This is a genomic window from Anaeromyxobacter terrae (genome assembly GCF_022690685.1).
In the GTDB taxonomy this organism is placed as follows: domain Bacteria; phylum Myxococcota; class Myxococcia; order Myxococcales; family Anaeromyxobacteraceae; genus Anaeromyxobacter; species Anaeromyxobacter terrae.
In genome coordinates this window covers 1-14,644 of the sequence record NZ_JALCYY010000091.1, presented here as the reverse complement: position 1 = coordinate 14,644, position 14,644 = coordinate 1, and the positions used below count along the sequence as shown (strand labels likewise).

Genomic DNA, 14,644 nt, shown 5'->3' with positions numbered 1-14,644 from the left:
GCCTCACGCTCCTCCGCCGTGAGCGCGAGGGGCTTGAGCACAGGCGAGTTCTTCATCCCGGTCGTCATCATGACCGTAGATCACGATTGCGCCCAACTGTCACGCTTCTTACGACTCAGGACACTAGAGCAGAAGCACCACCAGGGGCTCGCCGCCAAGGGCCGTCGTTTTCTCGGCGTCGCGCGGGTGCTCGCGCAGAATCCTTTTGCGCGGCCGCCCGACGGTGAGCCGCGCTTCGAGCTCAAGCCGCGGATCGCCGCGCGCGACAAGTGGAGACGGATCGAAGGGCTCCTCCGCCTGAAGTCCTTCGTCCTCGAATACCGGCTAGCCCTGGCCGCGTGGAGGGCGGGTGTGCGGGGCGTGGGCTTCCCCGCCGGCACCTACCTCCTGCGAGTCCTCCACGGCGTCCAGTGCGCGGGCGCCGCGTAGAACCCTCCGCTCGCTCGTAACCGCACATCTTGTTTCAGCTCCCCCCCGGGTCGGCATTGCAGCGGTGCGCGCGCAGCCAGCGTTCCTCGCGGGTCGGGCACGCTCTAGTCGCGCCGGATCACCTCGCAGGCGGCCTGGTTCGCCCGGACTGCCCTTCCTCCTTGCCCGAGGTGCGCTTCGAACGCCTTCTCCCGCCATGTCTGTCGCGATTACTCTCGGTCGGGGCCCCTAGAACCCTCCGCTCGCTCGTAACCGCACATCTTGTTTCAGCTCCCCCCCGGGTCGGCATTGCAGCGGTGCGCGCGCAGCCAGCGTTCCTCGCGGGTCGGGCACGCTTTAGTCGCGCCGGATCACCTCGCAGGCGGCCTGGTTCGCCCGGACTGCCCTTCCTCCTTGCCCGAGGTGCGCTTCGAACGCCTTCTCCCGCGATGTCTGTCGCGATTACTCTCGGTCGGGGCCCCGCGTGGAGGGCGGGTGTGCGGGGAGTGGGCTTCCCCGCCGGCACCTACCTCCTGCGAGTCCTCCACGGCGTCCAGTGCGCGGGCGCCGCGTAGAACCCTCCGCTCGCTCGTAACCGCACATCTTGTTTCAGCTCCCCCCCGGGTCGGCATTGCAGCGGTGCGCGCGCAGCCAGCGTTCCTCGCGGGTCGGGCACGCTTTAGTCGCGCCGGATCACCTCGCAGGCGGCCTGGTTCGCCCGGACTGCCCTTCCTCCTTGCCCGAGGTGCGCTTCGAACGCCTTCTCCCGCGATGTCTGTCGCGATTACTCTCGGTCGGGGCCCCCGGGCCCCCGGTGCGAGCACCCCACGCGATCTCGTGGCGAGCATCCTCACCGAGCAGCCGCTGCCCGCTGCGGGGCCCATCTCCCCGGCGGTGACGCCGGTGCGTGCGCCGCGGCTCAACGGTGCCAACGCGTTCGTGGCCGCCGCCGGCGTCGGCCCGACGCCGGTACTCTCCTGGGAGGCGCCGGCCCAGGGGGAGCCGACGAGCTACCTCGTCCTCCTCTATCGCCTCGACCTGGCGTCGGGCGGGACCACCCGGCTCCGCCGCGTCGCCTCGCTGCATACGACGCAGCCGGCGATCCGCATCCCGTGGGGCGTGCTCGAGTACGGCTCGACGTACACCGCGCGGATCTCGGCCCTGCGCGTCCCGGGGGCGCAGGTCGAGACCGCACCGTTCCGCTCGAGCTACGACTACGCCCGCGCGGACGCGGTGACGGCGACGTTCACACCGTAGCGTGAAGAGCGCGCGCGGCCCGTCGTAGGGGGCGGGCCGCGCGCGGAAGGTCCGCGGCGTCAGCCCCCGGTCTGGAGCCCCGCGAGCTCCTCCTGCGCCGCCTCCCACTCCGCGTAGAGCCCCTCGAGCTCCGACTTCGCGGCGTGCTGCCGCTCGATGAGCGGCTTCGCGCGGGCGAAGTCCTGGTACAGCGCCGGGTCGGCGAGCGCCTCCGTCGCCTCGCGCTCCTCCTGCTCGAGCGCCTCGATGCGGGTCTCCAGCGCGGCGATGCGATCGCGGAGCGGCTTCTCGACCCGGTAGCGGGCGTTCCGCGCCTCGGCCTCGAGCCGGCGGCGCTCCCTGTCGTTCGCGGGCGCCGCCTCGGACGAGCCCGCGCGCGCGGCGCCGGCGCCGGTCGCGCCCGAGGCCGCGGCGGCGGCCTCGAGCTCCTTCTGGTGGTAGAGCCAGTCGTCGAGGTTCCCGGGGAATGGCAGGATCCCGCCGTCCTTCACCTCCCAGATCACCGTCGCGAGCTGGTTCAGGAAGCTCCGGTTGTGCGAGACGAACAGGAGCGTCCCCGCGTAGCCCTTCAGCGCCTCGATGAGCGCCTCGGAGGAGTCGAGGTCGAGGTGGTTCGTCGGCTCGTCGAGGACGAGCAGGTTCGCCGGCACGAGGAGGAGCTTCGCGAGCGCGACGCGCGCCCGCTCGCCGCCGGAGAGCACGCCGAGCTTCTTCTCGACGTCGTCGCCGGAGAAGAGGAACGAGCCCGCCACGCCGCGCACGTAGGCCTCGCCCTGGTCCGGGACGAGATCCCAGAGGGTGTCGAGGACGGTGCGCTCCGGATCGAGCGCGCCGAAGGTGCGCATCGCGCCCTCGGCGTCCCCGTCGTGCTCCCCGCGCTCGAAGTGATGCTGCGCGAAGTAGCCCGCGAGGACGCTGTGACCGAGCTTCACCTCGCCCGCGTCGGCGGCGAGCTCGCCCGCCACGAGCTTGAGGAGCGTCGACTTCCCCGCGCCGTTCGCGCCGATGACGCCGACGCGCTCGCCGCGCTGGATGGCGGCGTCGAGCGAGCGGTAGACGACGCGCGGCCCGAACGCCTTCCGGACGCCCTCGAGCCGCAGCACCTCGCGCCCGGAGCGGGGCGCCTCGGCGAAGCGGAAGCGGACCGTGGCGCGGTGCTCGAGCACCTGCACCTCGTCCATCTTCTCGAGCAGCTTCTCCTTCGACTTCGCCTGGCGGGCCTTGGTCGCCTTCGCGCCGAACCGCTCGATGAACCCCTCGAGCTGCGCGCGCTTCGCGCCCTGCCGCTTCGCCTCGGCGAGGAGCCGCTCCTCCTCCTGGGCGCGCTGCCGCTTGTAGTCCTCGTAGTCGCCGGTGTAAGCGCGCAGCCCCTCCGGCTCGAGCGCGAGCACGCGGTCGATCTGCCGGTTCAGGAACTCGCGGTCGTGCGACACGAGCAGGAGCGCCCGCCGCGAGCCGCGCAGGAACGCGTCGAACCACTCGAGCGTCGGGACGTCGAGGTGGTTCGTCGGCTCGTCGAGGAGCAGCAGGTCGGGATCCTGGAGCAGCAGCCCCGCGAGCGCGGCGCGCATCTTCCAGCCGCCCGAGAACGTCCGCGCGGGCCGCGCGAGATCGTCCGCCGTGAAGGCGAGGCCACCGAGGATGCGCTCCGCGCGGTGGCGCCCGAAGCGCTCCTCGAAGTGATCGAGCGCCTCGTGCAGCTCGGCGAGCGCAGCGGAGAGCTCGAGCTGCTCCTCGGCCGCGCGCGCCGCGGCGAGTGCGTCCTCCGCGGCGCGGAGCCGGCGCTCGAGCTCGGCGCGGCCGGGGACGGTGGCGAGGACGGCGTCGACGAGCGGCAGGTCGGGGAGCGCGGCGACGTCCTGCGGGAGGTAGCCGACGCGCGCTCCCCGGCGGAAGACGAGCTCGCCCGAGTCCTGGGAGACCTGCCCGGCGAGGATGCGCATGAGCGACGACTTGCCGGTGCCGTTCGCGCCGACGAGGCCGATCCGGTCCTGCGGTCCGATGGCGAAGCTCTCCTCGTCGAGGAGGACCTTCGGCCCGTAGGCCAGGGAGAGCGCGTTTCCGGCGACGAGGCTCATGAGGCGCGAGGAGTTAACGTTTCTTCAAGCCGCGAACAAGCCCGCTCAACGCGGGGCGGCCATCCTCCGTACCGTCGGCGCACCAGGACACGGGCGCCGGGCACCGGCGCCAGCGCGCCGGACATGAGGAGAACAGCACATGCGCAAGACCATCTTCCTCGGCCTCGTCCTCGCGGCGGGCGTCGTCGGGCTCGCGGGGTTCGCCCGGGGCTGGCACCACCGGCACGACCCGGCCCGGATGGCCGAGTTCGTGACCGCCCGCGTCGACGAGGCGCTCGACGAGGTGAACGCGACCCCGGACCAGCGGGACCGGATCCACGCGGTGAAGGACCGGATGCTCGCCCGCGCGAAGGAGCTGCACGGGACGCGCGCCGAGGACCGCGCCGCCTTCCTCGCGGCCTGGAAGGCCGACGCACCCGACGCGGCGGCGCTCCACGCGCTCGTCGACCAGCGCGCGGACGCGATGCGCGCCCTCGCGCACGAGGCGGTGGACGCGGGGATCGAGGTGCACGGGATCCTGACGCCCGACCAGCGCGCGAAGCTCTCGGCGAAGATCGAGCAGCGGATGCAGCGGTAGCGGTCCGGCCCCGCTCGTGGCGAGCTCGTATGATCCACGAGCGGGATCGCGGCCGGTCCGCTCGGCGCTCGTTCCGTTAAGCTCTCGTCCGTGACCTCCACGACCCCCGATCTCGTCCTCCTGGTCGAGGACGACCGCAGGCTCGCCGCGCTGACCCGCGAGTACCTCGAGGGCCACGGCCTCGCCGTGGTGCACGTCGCCGACGGCAGGCGCGGCCTCGAGGAGGCGCTCTCGGGCCGCTACGAGGCGGTGCTGCTCGATCTCATGCTGCCCGGCAAGGACGGCCTCGAGGTCTGCCGCGAGCTGCGCGCCCGCTCCGACGTGCCGGTCATCGTCCTCACCGCGCGCGGGGAGGAGGCGGACCGCGTGCTCGGGCTCGAGCTCGGCGCGGACGACTACCTCGCGAAGCCCTTCTCCCCGCGCGAGCTGCTCGCGCGCATCCGCGCGGTCGTGCGCCGCGCGCGCGGCCGCGCCGGACCGGCCGCCTCGACCGTCCGCGTGGGCGGCCTCGTCATCGACCCGGCCGCGCGGCGGGTGACGCTCGACGGGCGCGAGATCGCGCTCACGGGCTACGAGTTCGCGCTGCTCGACGCGCTCGCGCGGAGGGCGGGGCGCATCCTCTCGCGCGAGCAGCTCATGGAGCTGGCGGGAGGCAGCGCGGAGGAGGCGTTCGACCGCTCCGTCGACGTCCACGTCTCGCGGCTCCGCCAGAAGCTCGGCGACGATCCGAAGCGCCCGCGGCTCATCAAGACCGTGCGCGGCGCCGGCTACCTGCTCGCGGCGGAGGGCGAGTGACCCGCGCGCGGAGGCGCCGGCACGGGCGGCTCTTCTGGCGGGTCTACCTGCACGGCCTGCTCCTGCTCTTCCTCGTCGCGCTCGCGACCGCCGCGGTCGGGTGGGCGCTCAGACGCGCGAGCGGCTTCCAGGAGCGCGCCGGCGGCGCGGCGGCCTACGCCGGGTCCCGGGTGGACGAGCTCTCGAAGGACCCGGCGCGGCTCCGCGCGGAGCTCGCGCGCTGGCGCGAGGCGTTCACGCTCGACGCGTCGGTGTACGGGCCGGACGGCGCCCTGCGCGCCACGAACGTCGAGCCGCCGCTCGACCCCGCGCTGGCGGGCGTCCCGCCGCCGCGCGATCACCCGGTCCGCCTCCGCCGGCACGGCTTCGGCCGGGCGGTGCCGCTCGAGGACGGCGGCCTGCTCCTCATCGCCGGGGGGCCGGCCAGCCCCGATCCGCTGCGCGGCCTCGCCTTCATCGGCGCCGTGCTCGCCGCGCTCGCGCTCGGCTCGATCCCGCTCGCGCGCTCGATCGTCGCGCCCATCGAGCGGCTCACCGTCGCCGCCCGCGCCCTCGGCTCGGGCGACCTCTCGGCGCGCGCCGGCGTCACGGGGCGCGCCGAGGTGGGCGAGCTCGGGCGCGCGTTCGACGAGATGGCCGAGCGGCTGGAGCGGCTCGTGCGCGGGGAGCAGGAGCTGCTCGCGAACGTGTCGCACGAGATCCGCACGCCGCTCGCGCGCATCCGCGTGGCGCTCGAGCTCGCGGCCGAGGGCGACGTCGAGCGGGCGCGCCGCTTCCTCGGCGAGATCGGGACCGACCTCGACGAGCTCGACCGGCTCGTGGAGGACGTGCTCGCCGCCGCTCGGCTCGACCTCGCCGCCGGCGGCGGTCCGGCCTGGCCGCTCTCGAGGGCGCGGGTGGAGCTCGACGGGGTCCTCGCCGAGGCCGCGGCGCGCTTCCGCGAGGCGAACCCGGGCCGGCTCCTCGAGCTCGTCCTGCCCGAGTCGCTCCCGGAGGTTGACGGCGACGCCGCGCTCTTGCGGCGGCTCGTCGCGAACCTCCTCGACAACGCCGCCAAGTACTCGGAGCCGCCGGCACCCGTCACGCTCGCCGCCGTCTCCGCCGGGGGAGGCGTGGAGATCGAGGTCCGCGACCGCGGCATCGGGATCGACGCCGAGGACCTGCCGCGCGTGTTCACCCCATTCTTCCGCACCGATCGGAGCCGCGCCCGCGGCACGGGCGGCGTCGGCATGGGGCTCGCGCTCGCGCGGCGGATCGCCGAGGCCCACGGCGGGACGATCGACGTGGAGAGCACCCCCGGGGTGGGCACCACGCTGCGCGTCCGGCTGCCGGCGGCGCCTGGAGCTGCGGCGGCCTGACGGCGTCGCGTCGTCCTTCACAGCGTCTCGGCCGCGCGATCGCCCTCGAGGACCGTGACCCGCGACAGCGGCCCCACCACCCCGACCGCCACCCAGCTCCAGAGCGACAGCCACACCGCCAGCACGAGCGCGCCGCCGAGCAGGTCGCGCACGAGGCGCCAGCGGTCGCGCCAGGTGTCCGGAGCCGCGCGGGGCGAGAGGAACAGCTTCATCGAGCGGGTCGCCATGTCATCCTCCGTCTAACCGTCTTGGTCATTCTTGCTGGTTAGATCTGGCGCCGCGCGCGTAACCTGTCAAGTGGCATTATGATGGTTACATGGCGACCACGGACATGACCCCCTCGCGGGAGTTCGACCTCTCGGGCGGCCGGCTGTGCCTCGACTTCGCGAACACGGTCAGCATGCGCGACGTGAAGCCCAGGGAGCGGCTCGCGGCCTACGCGGACCTGGTGGCGTTCGCGCGCGCGACCGGCGCGGTCGACGAGCCGCTCGCGCGCCGGCTCCTCGGCGAGGCGCGGCGCCGGCCCGCGGACGCCGACGACGTGCTCCGCCAGGCCATCGCGCTGCGCGAGGCGCTCTTCCGGATCTTCCTCGCGCGCGCCGAGGGGCAGGAGCCCGCGCCCGCCGACGAGGCGCTCCTCTCCGCCGCGCTCTCGACCGCGCTCGCGCACCGGCGGCTCGCGCGGCACGGCGAGGGCTACGCGCTCGGATGGGACGACACGACCGCCGCGCTCGACGCGCCGCTCTGGCCCATCGTCGAGTCCGCGGCCGCGCTCCTCACCTCGGGTGAGCTCGAGCGCGTGCGCGTGTGCAGCCTCCACGAGAGCCAGGAGTGCAGCTGGCTCTTCCTCGATCAGACCCGTGCGCGGACGCGCCGGTGGTGCTCCATGAAGGACTGCGGCAACGTCGCGAAGGCGCGCCGCCACCACGCGCGCGCGAAGGAGGCCGGCGACGGGTGAGCGCGGCCCGCCCCGGCGAGGAGCCGGGGCGCGACCCCCTTCAGAACGTCCCCCCGCAGCGCGGGCAGCGCACCTTGCGCAGGAGGAGGTCTCCCCGCGACGAGGGCGTGGCGCAGCTCGGGCAGACGAGCCCGAACCACTCCTGCGCGCTCCTCCGCCCGAACGCGAGGCTCACCGCCAGCATCGGGCCGGCGAACCCGAGCGCGAGCGCCGCCACCTCGGGGGCCCTCATCCGCGAGGCGTTCGCGAGGACGCCCACGAGCGCGACGGCGAAGAGGAAGAACCCGAGGAAGCGACCCCACAGCCACGCGACGCGCCGGCGCGTCAGGATCCCGGCGAGGAGCACCGCGAAGAGCGCAGCGTAGAGCCCGAGCTGCCCGACCTGCGCCCAGTGGATCTCCGGCACGCGCAGGACCAGCACGACGCCGGTCACGAGCACGAGGACGACGAGCGCGACGGCCGCCGTGGCGACCCGCACGCTCCAGGGCATCGGACGCTTCATCGCCGGGAAGCCCGCGGCCCGCTCACTTCTCCCGCATGTACGGGTACTCGAAGCGGGTCGGCGGGTCGAAGGTCTCCTTGAGGGCGCGGAGCGAGACCCAGCGCATGAGGTTCGCCAGGGAGCCCGCCTTGTCGTTCGTGCCGGAGGCGCGCGCGCCGCCGAACGGCTGCTGGCCGACGACCGCGCCGGTGGGCTTGTCGTTCACGTAGAAGTTGCCCGCCGCGTCGACGAGCCGCTTGCCCATGTCGAGGATCGCCTCGCGGTCGCGCGCGAAGACCGCGCCGGTGAGCGCGTAGGGCGAGGTCGAGCCGCACAGCTCGAGCGCCTCGTCGAGCCGGATGTCGGCGTAGACGTAGATCGTCAGCACCGGCCCGAAGATCTCCTCCTCCATGAGCTGGAAGCGCGGGTTCACCGTCTCGATGACGGTCGGCTCGATGAAGAAGCCCTTCGAGTCGTCGCAGCGCCCGCCGAAGAGGATCTTCGCCTGCGACGAGGCGCGGGCGATCTCGATGTACTTCTTGATCCGATCGAACGCGGGCTGGTCGATGACCGCGCCCATGAACGTCGTGAAGTCCTCGATCTCGCCCATCTTGATCGCGGCGGTCATGCCGAGGAGCTTCTCGCGGAGCTGCGGCCAGAGGCTCTCGGGGACGTACGCGCGCGACGCGGCGGAGCACTTCTGGCCCTGGTACTCGAACGCGCCGCGCACGAGCGCCACGGCGGCGGCGTCCACGTCCGCCGACGGGTGGACGAACACGAAGTCCTTGCCGCCCGTCTCGCCGACGATGCGCGGGTAGCCGCGGTAGCGCTCGAGGTTCTCGCCGATCGCGCGCCACATGCCGTGGAAGACGCCGGTCGAGCCGGTGAAGTGGAGGCCGGCGAAGTCGGGGCTGGCGATGGCCGGATCGCCGACGGCGCGCCCGCTGCCCGGGACGAAGTTGATGACGCCCGGCGGCAGGCCGGCCGCCTCGAGGAGCTTCAGGATGTGCCACGCGGAGTAGACCGCCGAGGAGGCCGGCTTCCACACGACCGTGTTCCCCATCAGCGCGGGCGCCGTCGGCAGGTTCGCGGCGATCGAGGTGAAGTTGAAGGGGGTGACCGCGAAGACGAACCCCTCGAGCGGCCGGTACTCGAGCCGGTTCCACTGGCCGGGGGGCGAGTGCGGCTGATCCTCGAGGATCCGCTGCATGAAGTGCGGGTTCCACCGCCAGAAGTCGATGATCTCGCAGGCGGAGTCGATCTCGGCCTGGAAGGGCGTCTTCGACTGGCCGAGCATCGTCGCGCCGTTCAGCACCTGCCGCCACGGACCGGCGAGCAGATCGGCCGCCTTGAGGAAGATCGCCGCGCGGTCGTGCGGGTCCATCGCCGCCCAGGCCTTGCGCGCCTGCATCGCCGCCTCGATCGCGGCCTGGACCTCCGCCGGACCCGCCTGGTGCCAGCGCGCGAGCCGCTGCCCGTGCCGGTGCGGCACGCGCGCCTCCGCGATCCGGCCGGTGCGGACCTCGCGGCCCCCGATGACGAGCGGGATCTCGATCTCCCGCGCCGAGAGCTCGGCGAGCTGGGACTTCAGCGCGGCGCGCTCGGGCGTGCCGGGCGCGTAGGAGAGGACGGGCTCGTTGCGGGGCTCGGGGATGCGGAACATGCCGTTCGCCATGGGCTCCTCCGGGTGCAGGGCGGGCGGAAGATAACCCAGAAGCCGGAGATGCGCCTCGCCGTCGCGTGGGGGGCGCCGGACGCCGCGCGCCCGAGGCGGCGGCTCACCCGTCGCGGTCACCGGCCGGGCGGATCACCGGTCCGGGCACATCGGGTAGAGCGCCACCGCGACCGCGTCCTTCGCCGGTCGCGCGGGGTCCGTGGGCGTCGCCCGGCCGCCCGGATCCTGCCGGACGGCGGGCCGCGCCCGCGGACCCCAGTGGAGCCCCAGCGAGCTCCCGGCGGCGACGCCGGCGAGCTGCACCGGGATCACCACCCAGAAGCGCGGTGCGGCGAGGTAACCCGCGCCGAGCGCGGCGGCGTGGCCGAGGCTCGCGAGGAGGAGGGCCTTCCAGAAGGCGCCCGCGGCGGGGCTCACGCGCACGAGCCGCGCGGCCACGGTCGCGCCGAGCGGCGGCAGGACGAGCGCGGCGCCCGCGAGCGCGAACGCGGCGGTGCGGAAGTTCCCGGCCGTGGGCGAGAAGGTGTCGTTCGCGAAGAGCTGGAGCGTCGCGTAGCCGAGCCCGACCACGAGCGCGTCGCCCGCCAGCACGCCGAGGCCGGCCGCGGCGAGCTCCCGTCCCTGGAACAGGCCGGCGTCGGGCGCGGGCTGCGGGGCGAAGGTGGGACTCGCGGCGACGAGCTGCAGGGCGAGCGCGAACGCGACCATCGCCAGAACGATGAGCCGCCGCCGTCCGGGAGGAGCGCCTGCGCGGGGAGGCAAGACGGGGAGGCCCCGACGCGGCGCGCGGCCATGCACCTCAGGTGTATGTCCTGCGCGGCGCGAAGCGACCGCGCGCTCGAGGGGCGCCGGGCTCAGCGCCCGCCCGGCTCCTCGCCTCCTTCTTGCCGGGGGACCGCGGAGGCCGCGTCCCCCCGGGCCCCCGCTCGCTCCGGCGCAGCCTCATCCGGCTGCGCCTCCGCTCGCCCACCGAGCCCGTACTTCCGCAGCTTGTCGTGCAGGGTGACGCGCGACATGCCGAGCCGGCGCGCCGCCTCGCTGCGGTTCCCCTCGGCGGCGCGCAGCGCCTCGACGACGAGCCCGCGCTCGAACGCCTCGACGCGCTGCTTGAGCGAGGGCGCGGCGCCCGCGTCGCCGGCCGCCGCCGGGCCGCCGGGCAGGAGCGAGAGGTCGAGCCCCTCAGGCGGCGAGAGCGCCACGAGCCCCTCGATCGCGTTCTCGAGCTCGCGCACGTTCCCCGGCCACTCGTGCGCGGCGAGCCGGTCCATGAGCGCGTCCGGCACCGCCAGCGAGGCGAGCCCGAAGCGCTCCGCGAACCGCTGGAGGAAGTGGCGCGCGAGGACCGGGATGTCCTCGGGCCGCTCGCGCAGCGCCGGGACGCGGAGCTGGACGACGTCGAGCCGGTAGTAGAGGTCCTCGCGGAACCTCCCCGTGCGCACGAGCTCCAGGAGATCGCGGTGCGTCGCCGCGAGCACGCGCACGTCCACGTGCCGCGCCCGCTCCTCGCCCACCGGCCGGACCTCGCCCTCCTGCAGGACCCTGAGGAGCTTAGCCTGCGCCGACGGCGCGAGCTCGCCCACCTCGTCGAGCAGGATCGTCCCACCGTCCGCCTCCCCGAAGAGGCCGGGCCGCGAGCGCACCGCGCCGGTGAAGGCGCCCTTCGCGTGGCCGAAGAGCTCCGCCTCGGCGAGCTCCGGCGTGAGCGCCGCGCAGTTGAAGCGGACGAAGGGCCGGTCGGCGCGGCGCGAGGCGCGCACGATCGCCTCCGCGACCCGCTCCTTGCCCGTGCCGCTCTCGCCCGTGACGAGCACGGTCACGTCGCGCGGCGCCACCCGCGCGACGAGCACGGCGAGCCGCCGCATCGCCTCCGAGGCGAACACCATCGAGCGCGAGAGCACGAGCTCGCCCTGCAGCCGCTCGTTGTCGTGCGAGAGCCGGACCGCCTCGAGCGCGCGTCGCACCACCGCGAGCAGCTCGTCGGTCTCGAACGGCTTCTTGAAGTAGTCGTACGCGCCCGCCTTCATCGCCTCGACCGCCTGCCGCTCCGAGCCGTGCGCGGTGACGAGCACGACCCGCGGCGCGGCCGGCCGGCCCGCGATCCGGCGCAGGAGCTCCATGCCGTCCATGCCCGGCATGCGCAGGTCCGTCACGACGAGATCCGCGGGCAGCGCCTCGAGCCTCGCGAGCGCGGCGGCGCCGTCCGCCGCCTCGTCCACCTGGAGCCCCTCGCTCTCCAGGATCTCGCGCAGCGTGTAGCGGACGCCGGGATCGTCGTCGACGACGAGGACGCGCGCGAGCGGGCTCATGCGGCGCGACCTCCGCCCGTCCCGCCGGCCTCTCCGCCCCCGGCGGCCCGCGGCGGCGGAGGGAGGACGAGCTCCGCGACGGTGCCGCCGCCCGGGCGCGGCGAGAGGACGAGGTCGCCCCCGTGCTGCCGCGCGAGGGCGCGCGCGATGGTGAGGCCGAGCCCCGAGCCGCGCGGCTTCGTCGTCGCCCCGGGCGAGAAGAGCGAGCCCTGGACCGCCGGATCGACGCCGCGGCCGCGGTCGAGCACCCGCACCCGCGCGGCGCCGTCCGCGCCCCGCGCCGCCTCGAGCTCGACCGCGGCGCGCGCGGGGCTCGCGTCGAGCGCGTTCTGCACGAGGTTCATGAGGATCTGCTTCACCTTCCTGGGATCGCAGCGGGCGGAGACGCCGTCGGCGCGGACCGCGACGCCGACGTCACGCTCGCGCGCCATCCCCTCGTGCAGCGCCGCGACCTCGTGGCAGAGCAGGCCGAGATCCGCGTCGCCGAGCGCGAGCGGGACGAGCGGCCGCGAGAAGTTCAGGAACTCGTCGAGGATCGCCTGCATGCGATCGACCTCGCGCCGGAGCACCTGCAGCCGCTCGGAGGCCTTCCCCTCGGGCACGCCCGGCGCGAGCAGGCCCGCGAGCCCCTTCACGCTCGCGAGCGGGTTCTTGAGCTCGTGGGCGATCTCGGCGGACAGCGCGGTGAGCTCCTCGGCGCGCTCGGCGTGCGCCTCGAGCGAGGCCTGCTGCGCCGTGAGCGCGCGCCGGATCATCCGGTCGAACGACCAGCGGAGGGCGCGGCCCGCGCCGCTCGAGAAGAGGAACACGAGCGAGAGCATCGCCGCGTGGGTGTAGAGGTAGGCCGGCGGCCCGACCCGCGCGCCGCCGCCGAAGACCTGGAGGTTCAGCTCGGGCGCCGCGCCCGTCGCCCCGAGCGCCGCGAGCGTGAACGTCGCCGCGATCTGCACGCCCGAGAGCAGGAGGCTCGCGCGCCAGGGGAGGAACACGCCGGCGATCATCCCGAGCGGCACGGCGATGTAGATGAACGGGCTCGCGAGGCCGCCCGTGATGGCGGTGATCCCCATCTGCCAGAACGTCGCGATGACGAGGTTCCGCGGGATCGCCCCCGGGCTGAACCCCAGGCGGCGGAAGCGCACCCACTCCGCGACGAAGAAGACGCACATCCCCACCACGGCCACGACGAGCGCGACCCGGCGCCAGGCGGCGGGCTCGATCCACGCGAGCCAGAGCGCCAGCACCACGATCGGCGGGAGCGCGGCGAGCCGGCCGCCGGCCATCTTCCCGAAGAGCCGGGAGACCTCCTCGTGCTGGATCTCGCGGTGGCCGGGGGGCGGGGGCATCGTGGGGGGTTCGCTCCGGCCCGAGAAGATACGCCCGCTCGCGCGCCGCCGCCGCATCATCCCGCTCCTCAGGGCGCGCGTCCGGCGGCCCGATCGAGGGCGATGCGCGCCTGGGCGGCGCGCGCGCGCGCGTCGGCGAGCTGGATGTCCGCCGCGTACTCGCGATCGTTGGCGTCGATGACGTCGAGGCTCGAGGCGACGCCGGCCGCGTAGCTGCGCCGCGCCGAGGCGGCCGCGTCCGCAGCGAGGCCGCGCTGCGTCCCGGCGAGCCGGAGCCGCTCGGCCGCGACCGCGACGTCCCGGCGCGCGTCCTCCACCTCCTGCACGACCGTGAGCCGCTCCGCCTCGGCGGCCGCCTCCGCGCCGGCGCGCTGCGCCTCGGCCTCGCGGCGCTTCCCGTAGCGGAGGCCGCCGTCGTAGAGCGGCCAGGTGAGGTCCACGGTGGCGCGCCAGCCGTCCTTCTCGCCCGTGGGGTAGGCGACGTCCGAGCGGAAGATCGAGGCGCCCGCCGAGAGCTGCGGCGCGAGCCGCGCCCAGGCGCCGCGCACCTGCGCGTCGGCCGCGTCCACCCGGGCGCGCTGCGCGGCGAGCTCGGGGCGGGCGGCGAGCGCGGCCGCGACGAGGCCGTCGCGCTCCGGCGGCGGCGCGTCGGCCGGCGAGGGGACCTCCACGCGCACCGGCGTCTCGCGGCCGAGCAGGATCCCGAGCGCGAGGTGCGCCCGCTCGAGCTCGGCCCGCGCTCGGACGAGATCGCTCTCGCGCCGGACCTGCTCGGTGCGGGCGCGGAGCGCGTCGAGCGGTGCGGCGGTGCCCGCGGCGACCCGCCGGTCGGCGCTCCGCGCGAGCTCGGCCGCGCTCTCCACCGCGCGCTCGGAGGCGGTGACCGCCTCCTCCGCCGCGATCGCGGCGTGCGCCGCCTGCGCGAAGCCCGCCCGCACGTCGCTCCGCGCCGCGTCGGCGGACAGCGCAGCCGCCCGCGCGCCGCTGCGCGCCGCGGAGAGCTCGAACCAGGCGTTCGGCACGAGGATGGGCACGCGCGCGGCGCCCGAGACCACGAACTGCTCGAGCGGCTGGATCACGATCGGCCGGGGCGGCTCCGCGCCGGGCGGCAGGGGCAGGAGCGCGCCGAGGGAGACCACCGCGTCGTCGCGGTTGCGCGTGTAGCTCCCCGCCGCGGTGAGGGTCGGGAGGAGCGGGGCGGCGGCCTGGCGCGCGACGCCGGACGCCTCGTCCGCGCGGGCGCGCGCCTGGGCGAGGGTGAGGTTCTGGGCGTCGAGCTCGGCGAGGGCGGCTGAGAGGGAGAGGGGGGTCGGGGTCGCGGTCGGGGTCGCGGTCGCGGTCGGGGTCGCGGTCGGGGTCGGGGTCGGGGTCGGGGTCGGGGTCGGGGTCGGGGTCGGGGTCGGGGTCG

Annotated in this window: 13 protein-coding genes and 1 pseudogene; 6 read left to right on the top strand and 8 right to left on the bottom strand. The window is 75.0% G+C overall.

The window, feature by feature from the left end; translation table 11 throughout:
• Together MNY62_RS23865 and MNY62_RS23860 are read left to right on the top strand one after the other, a co-directional pair.
• Positions 1–429, top strand: a pseudogene (locus MNY62_RS23865) (hypothetical protein); the annotation flags it as partial.
• 816 nt (positions 430–1,245) lie between these two features.
• The gene (locus MNY62_RS23860; protein ID WP_242346836.1) at positions 1,246–1,665 is read left to right on the top strand and encodes a hypothetical protein; all 420 of its coding nucleotides are present in this window, start codon (positions 1,246–1,248) and stop codon (positions 1,663–1,665) included.
• Positions 1,666–1,724: 59 nt separating this feature from the next.
• Here the strand turns inward: MNY62_RS23860 and MNY62_RS23855 are convergent, their stop codons facing one another.
• The gene (locus MNY62_RS23855) at positions 1,725–3,743 is read right to left on the bottom strand and encodes an ABC-F family ATP-binding cassette domain-containing protein (protein WP_242346835.1); all 2,019 of its coding nucleotides are present in this window, start codon (positions 3,741–3,743) and stop codon (positions 1,725–1,727) included.
• Positions 3,744–3,882: 139 nt separating this feature from the next.
• Between MNY62_RS23855 and MNY62_RS23850 the strand changes: the two genes are divergently transcribed.
• The 3 genes from MNY62_RS23850 (at position 3,883) to MNY62_RS23840 (ending at position 6,473) form a co-directional block, all read left to right on the top strand.
• The gene (locus MNY62_RS23850) at positions 3,883–4,320 is read left to right on the top strand and encodes a Spy/CpxP family protein refolding chaperone (RefSeq protein ID WP_242346834.1); all 438 of its coding nucleotides are present in this window, start codon (positions 3,883–3,885) and stop codon (positions 4,318–4,320) included.
• 90 nt (positions 4,321–4,410) lie between these two features.
• Positions 4,411–5,115: a response regulator transcription factor gene (locus MNY62_RS23845; RefSeq protein WP_242346833.1), complete on the top strand. Its 705-nt coding sequence runs from the start codon at positions 4,411–4,413 to the stop codon at positions 5,113–5,115.
• Positions 5,112–6,473 carry a sensor histidine kinase gene (locus MNY62_RS23840; RefSeq protein ID WP_242346832.1) on the top strand — a complete coding sequence of 454 codons (1,362 nt, stop codon included), beginning with the start codon at positions 5,112–5,114 and terminating at the stop codon, positions 6,471–6,473. The genes MNY62_RS23845 and MNY62_RS23840 overlap by 4 nt, the downstream gene beginning before the upstream one ends.
• Before the next feature lie 17 nt (positions 6,474–6,490).
• Here the strand turns inward: MNY62_RS23840 and MNY62_RS23835 are convergent, their stop codons facing one another.
• Positions 6,491–6,700 carry a hypothetical protein gene (locus MNY62_RS23835; protein WP_242346831.1) on the bottom strand — a complete coding sequence of 70 codons (210 nt, stop codon included), beginning with the start codon at positions 6,698–6,700 and terminating at the stop codon, positions 6,491–6,493.
• An 89-nt stretch (positions 6,701–6,789) separates the two neighbouring features.
• On the opposite strand from MNY62_RS23835, the gene MNY62_RS23830 reads away from it, so the two are divergent.
• Positions 6,790–7,431 (top strand): CGNR zinc finger domain-containing protein, encoded by a 642-nt coding sequence (locus tag MNY62_RS23830; RefSeq protein WP_242346830.1) that lies wholly within the window; start codon positions 6,790–6,792, stop codon positions 7,429–7,431.
• Positions 7,432–7,471: 40 nt separating this feature from the next.
• On the opposite strand, the gene MNY62_RS23825 is transcribed toward MNY62_RS23830, so the two are convergent.
• From MNY62_RS23825 to MNY62_RS23800, 6 genes are all read right to left on the bottom strand, one after another.
• Positions 7,472–7,921: a hypothetical protein gene (locus tag MNY62_RS23825; RefSeq protein WP_242346829.1), complete on the bottom strand. Its 450-nt coding sequence runs from the start codon at positions 7,919–7,921 to the stop codon at positions 7,472–7,474.
• Positions 7,922–7,955: 34 nt separating this feature from the next.
• On the bottom strand, positions 7,956–9,587 hold the full coding sequence (gene pruA / locus MNY62_RS23820) for an L-glutamate gamma-semialdehyde dehydrogenase (RefSeq protein WP_242346828.1): 1,632 nt from the start codon (positions 9,585–9,587) through the stop codon (positions 7,956–7,958).
• A gap of 132 nt (positions 9,588–9,719) precedes the next feature.
• Positions 9,720–10,295, bottom strand: a complete 576-nt coding sequence (locus MNY62_RS23815; RefSeq protein ID WP_242346827.1) for a hypothetical protein — start codon at positions 10,293–10,295, stop codon at positions 9,720–9,722.
• Between the two features lie 146 nt (positions 10,296–10,441).
• Positions 10,442–11,893 carry a sigma-54-dependent transcriptional regulator gene (locus tag MNY62_RS23810; RefSeq protein WP_242346826.1) on the bottom strand — a complete coding sequence of 484 codons (1,452 nt, stop codon included), beginning with the start codon at positions 11,891–11,893 and terminating at the stop codon, positions 10,442–10,444.
• Complete coding sequence (locus MNY62_RS23805) at positions 11,890–13,236, bottom strand: sensor histidine kinase (RefSeq protein ID WP_242346825.1); 1,347 nt, start codon at positions 13,234–13,236, stop codon at positions 11,890–11,892. Before MNY62_RS23805 ends, MNY62_RS23810 begins: the two co-directional genes overlap by 4 nt.
• A gap of 68 nt (positions 13,237–13,304) precedes the next feature.
• A partial coding sequence (locus MNY62_RS23800) for a TolC family protein (RefSeq protein ID WP_242346824.1) occupies positions 13,305–14,644 on the bottom strand: 1,340 nt, incomplete at its 5' end.

Excerpts from the sequence above, each read along its gene's own strand:
- MNY62_RS23855 (WP_242346835.1), bottom strand. The coding sequence starts at position 3,743 with ATGAGCCTCGTCGCCGGAAACGCGCTCTCCCTGGCCTACGGGCCGAAG.
- MNY62_RS23850 (WP_242346834.1), top strand. The coding sequence starts at position 3,883 with ATGCGCAAGACCATCTTCCTCGGCCTCGTCCTCGCGGCGGGCGTCGTC.
- MNY62_RS23835 (WP_242346831.1), bottom strand. The coding sequence starts at position 6,700 with ATGGCGACCCGCTCGATGAAGCTGTTCCTCTCGCCCCGCGCGGCTCCG.
- MNY62_RS23830 (WP_242346830.1), top strand. The coding sequence starts at position 6,790 with ATGGCGACCACGGACATGACCCCCTCGCGGGAGTTCGACCTCTCGGGC.
- MNY62_RS23825 (WP_242346829.1), bottom strand. The coding sequence starts at position 7,921 with ATGCCCTGGAGCGTGCGGGTCGCCACGGCGGCCGTCGCGCTCGTCGTC.
- pruA (WP_242346828.1), bottom strand. The coding sequence starts at position 9,587 with ATGGCGAACGGCATGTTCCGCATCCCCGAGCCCCGCAACGAGCCCGTC.
- MNY62_RS23815 (WP_242346827.1), bottom strand. The coding sequence starts at position 10,295 with ATGGTCGCGTTCGCGCTCGCCCTGCAGCTCGTCGCCGCGAGTCCCACC.
- MNY62_RS23810 (WP_242346826.1), bottom strand. The coding sequence starts at position 11,893 with ATGAGCCCGCTCGCGCGCGTCCTCGTCGTCGACGACGATCCCGGCGTC.
- MNY62_RS23805 (WP_242346825.1), bottom strand. The coding sequence starts at position 13,236 with ATGCCCCCGCCCCCCGGCCACCGCGAGATCCAGCACGAGGAGGTCTCC.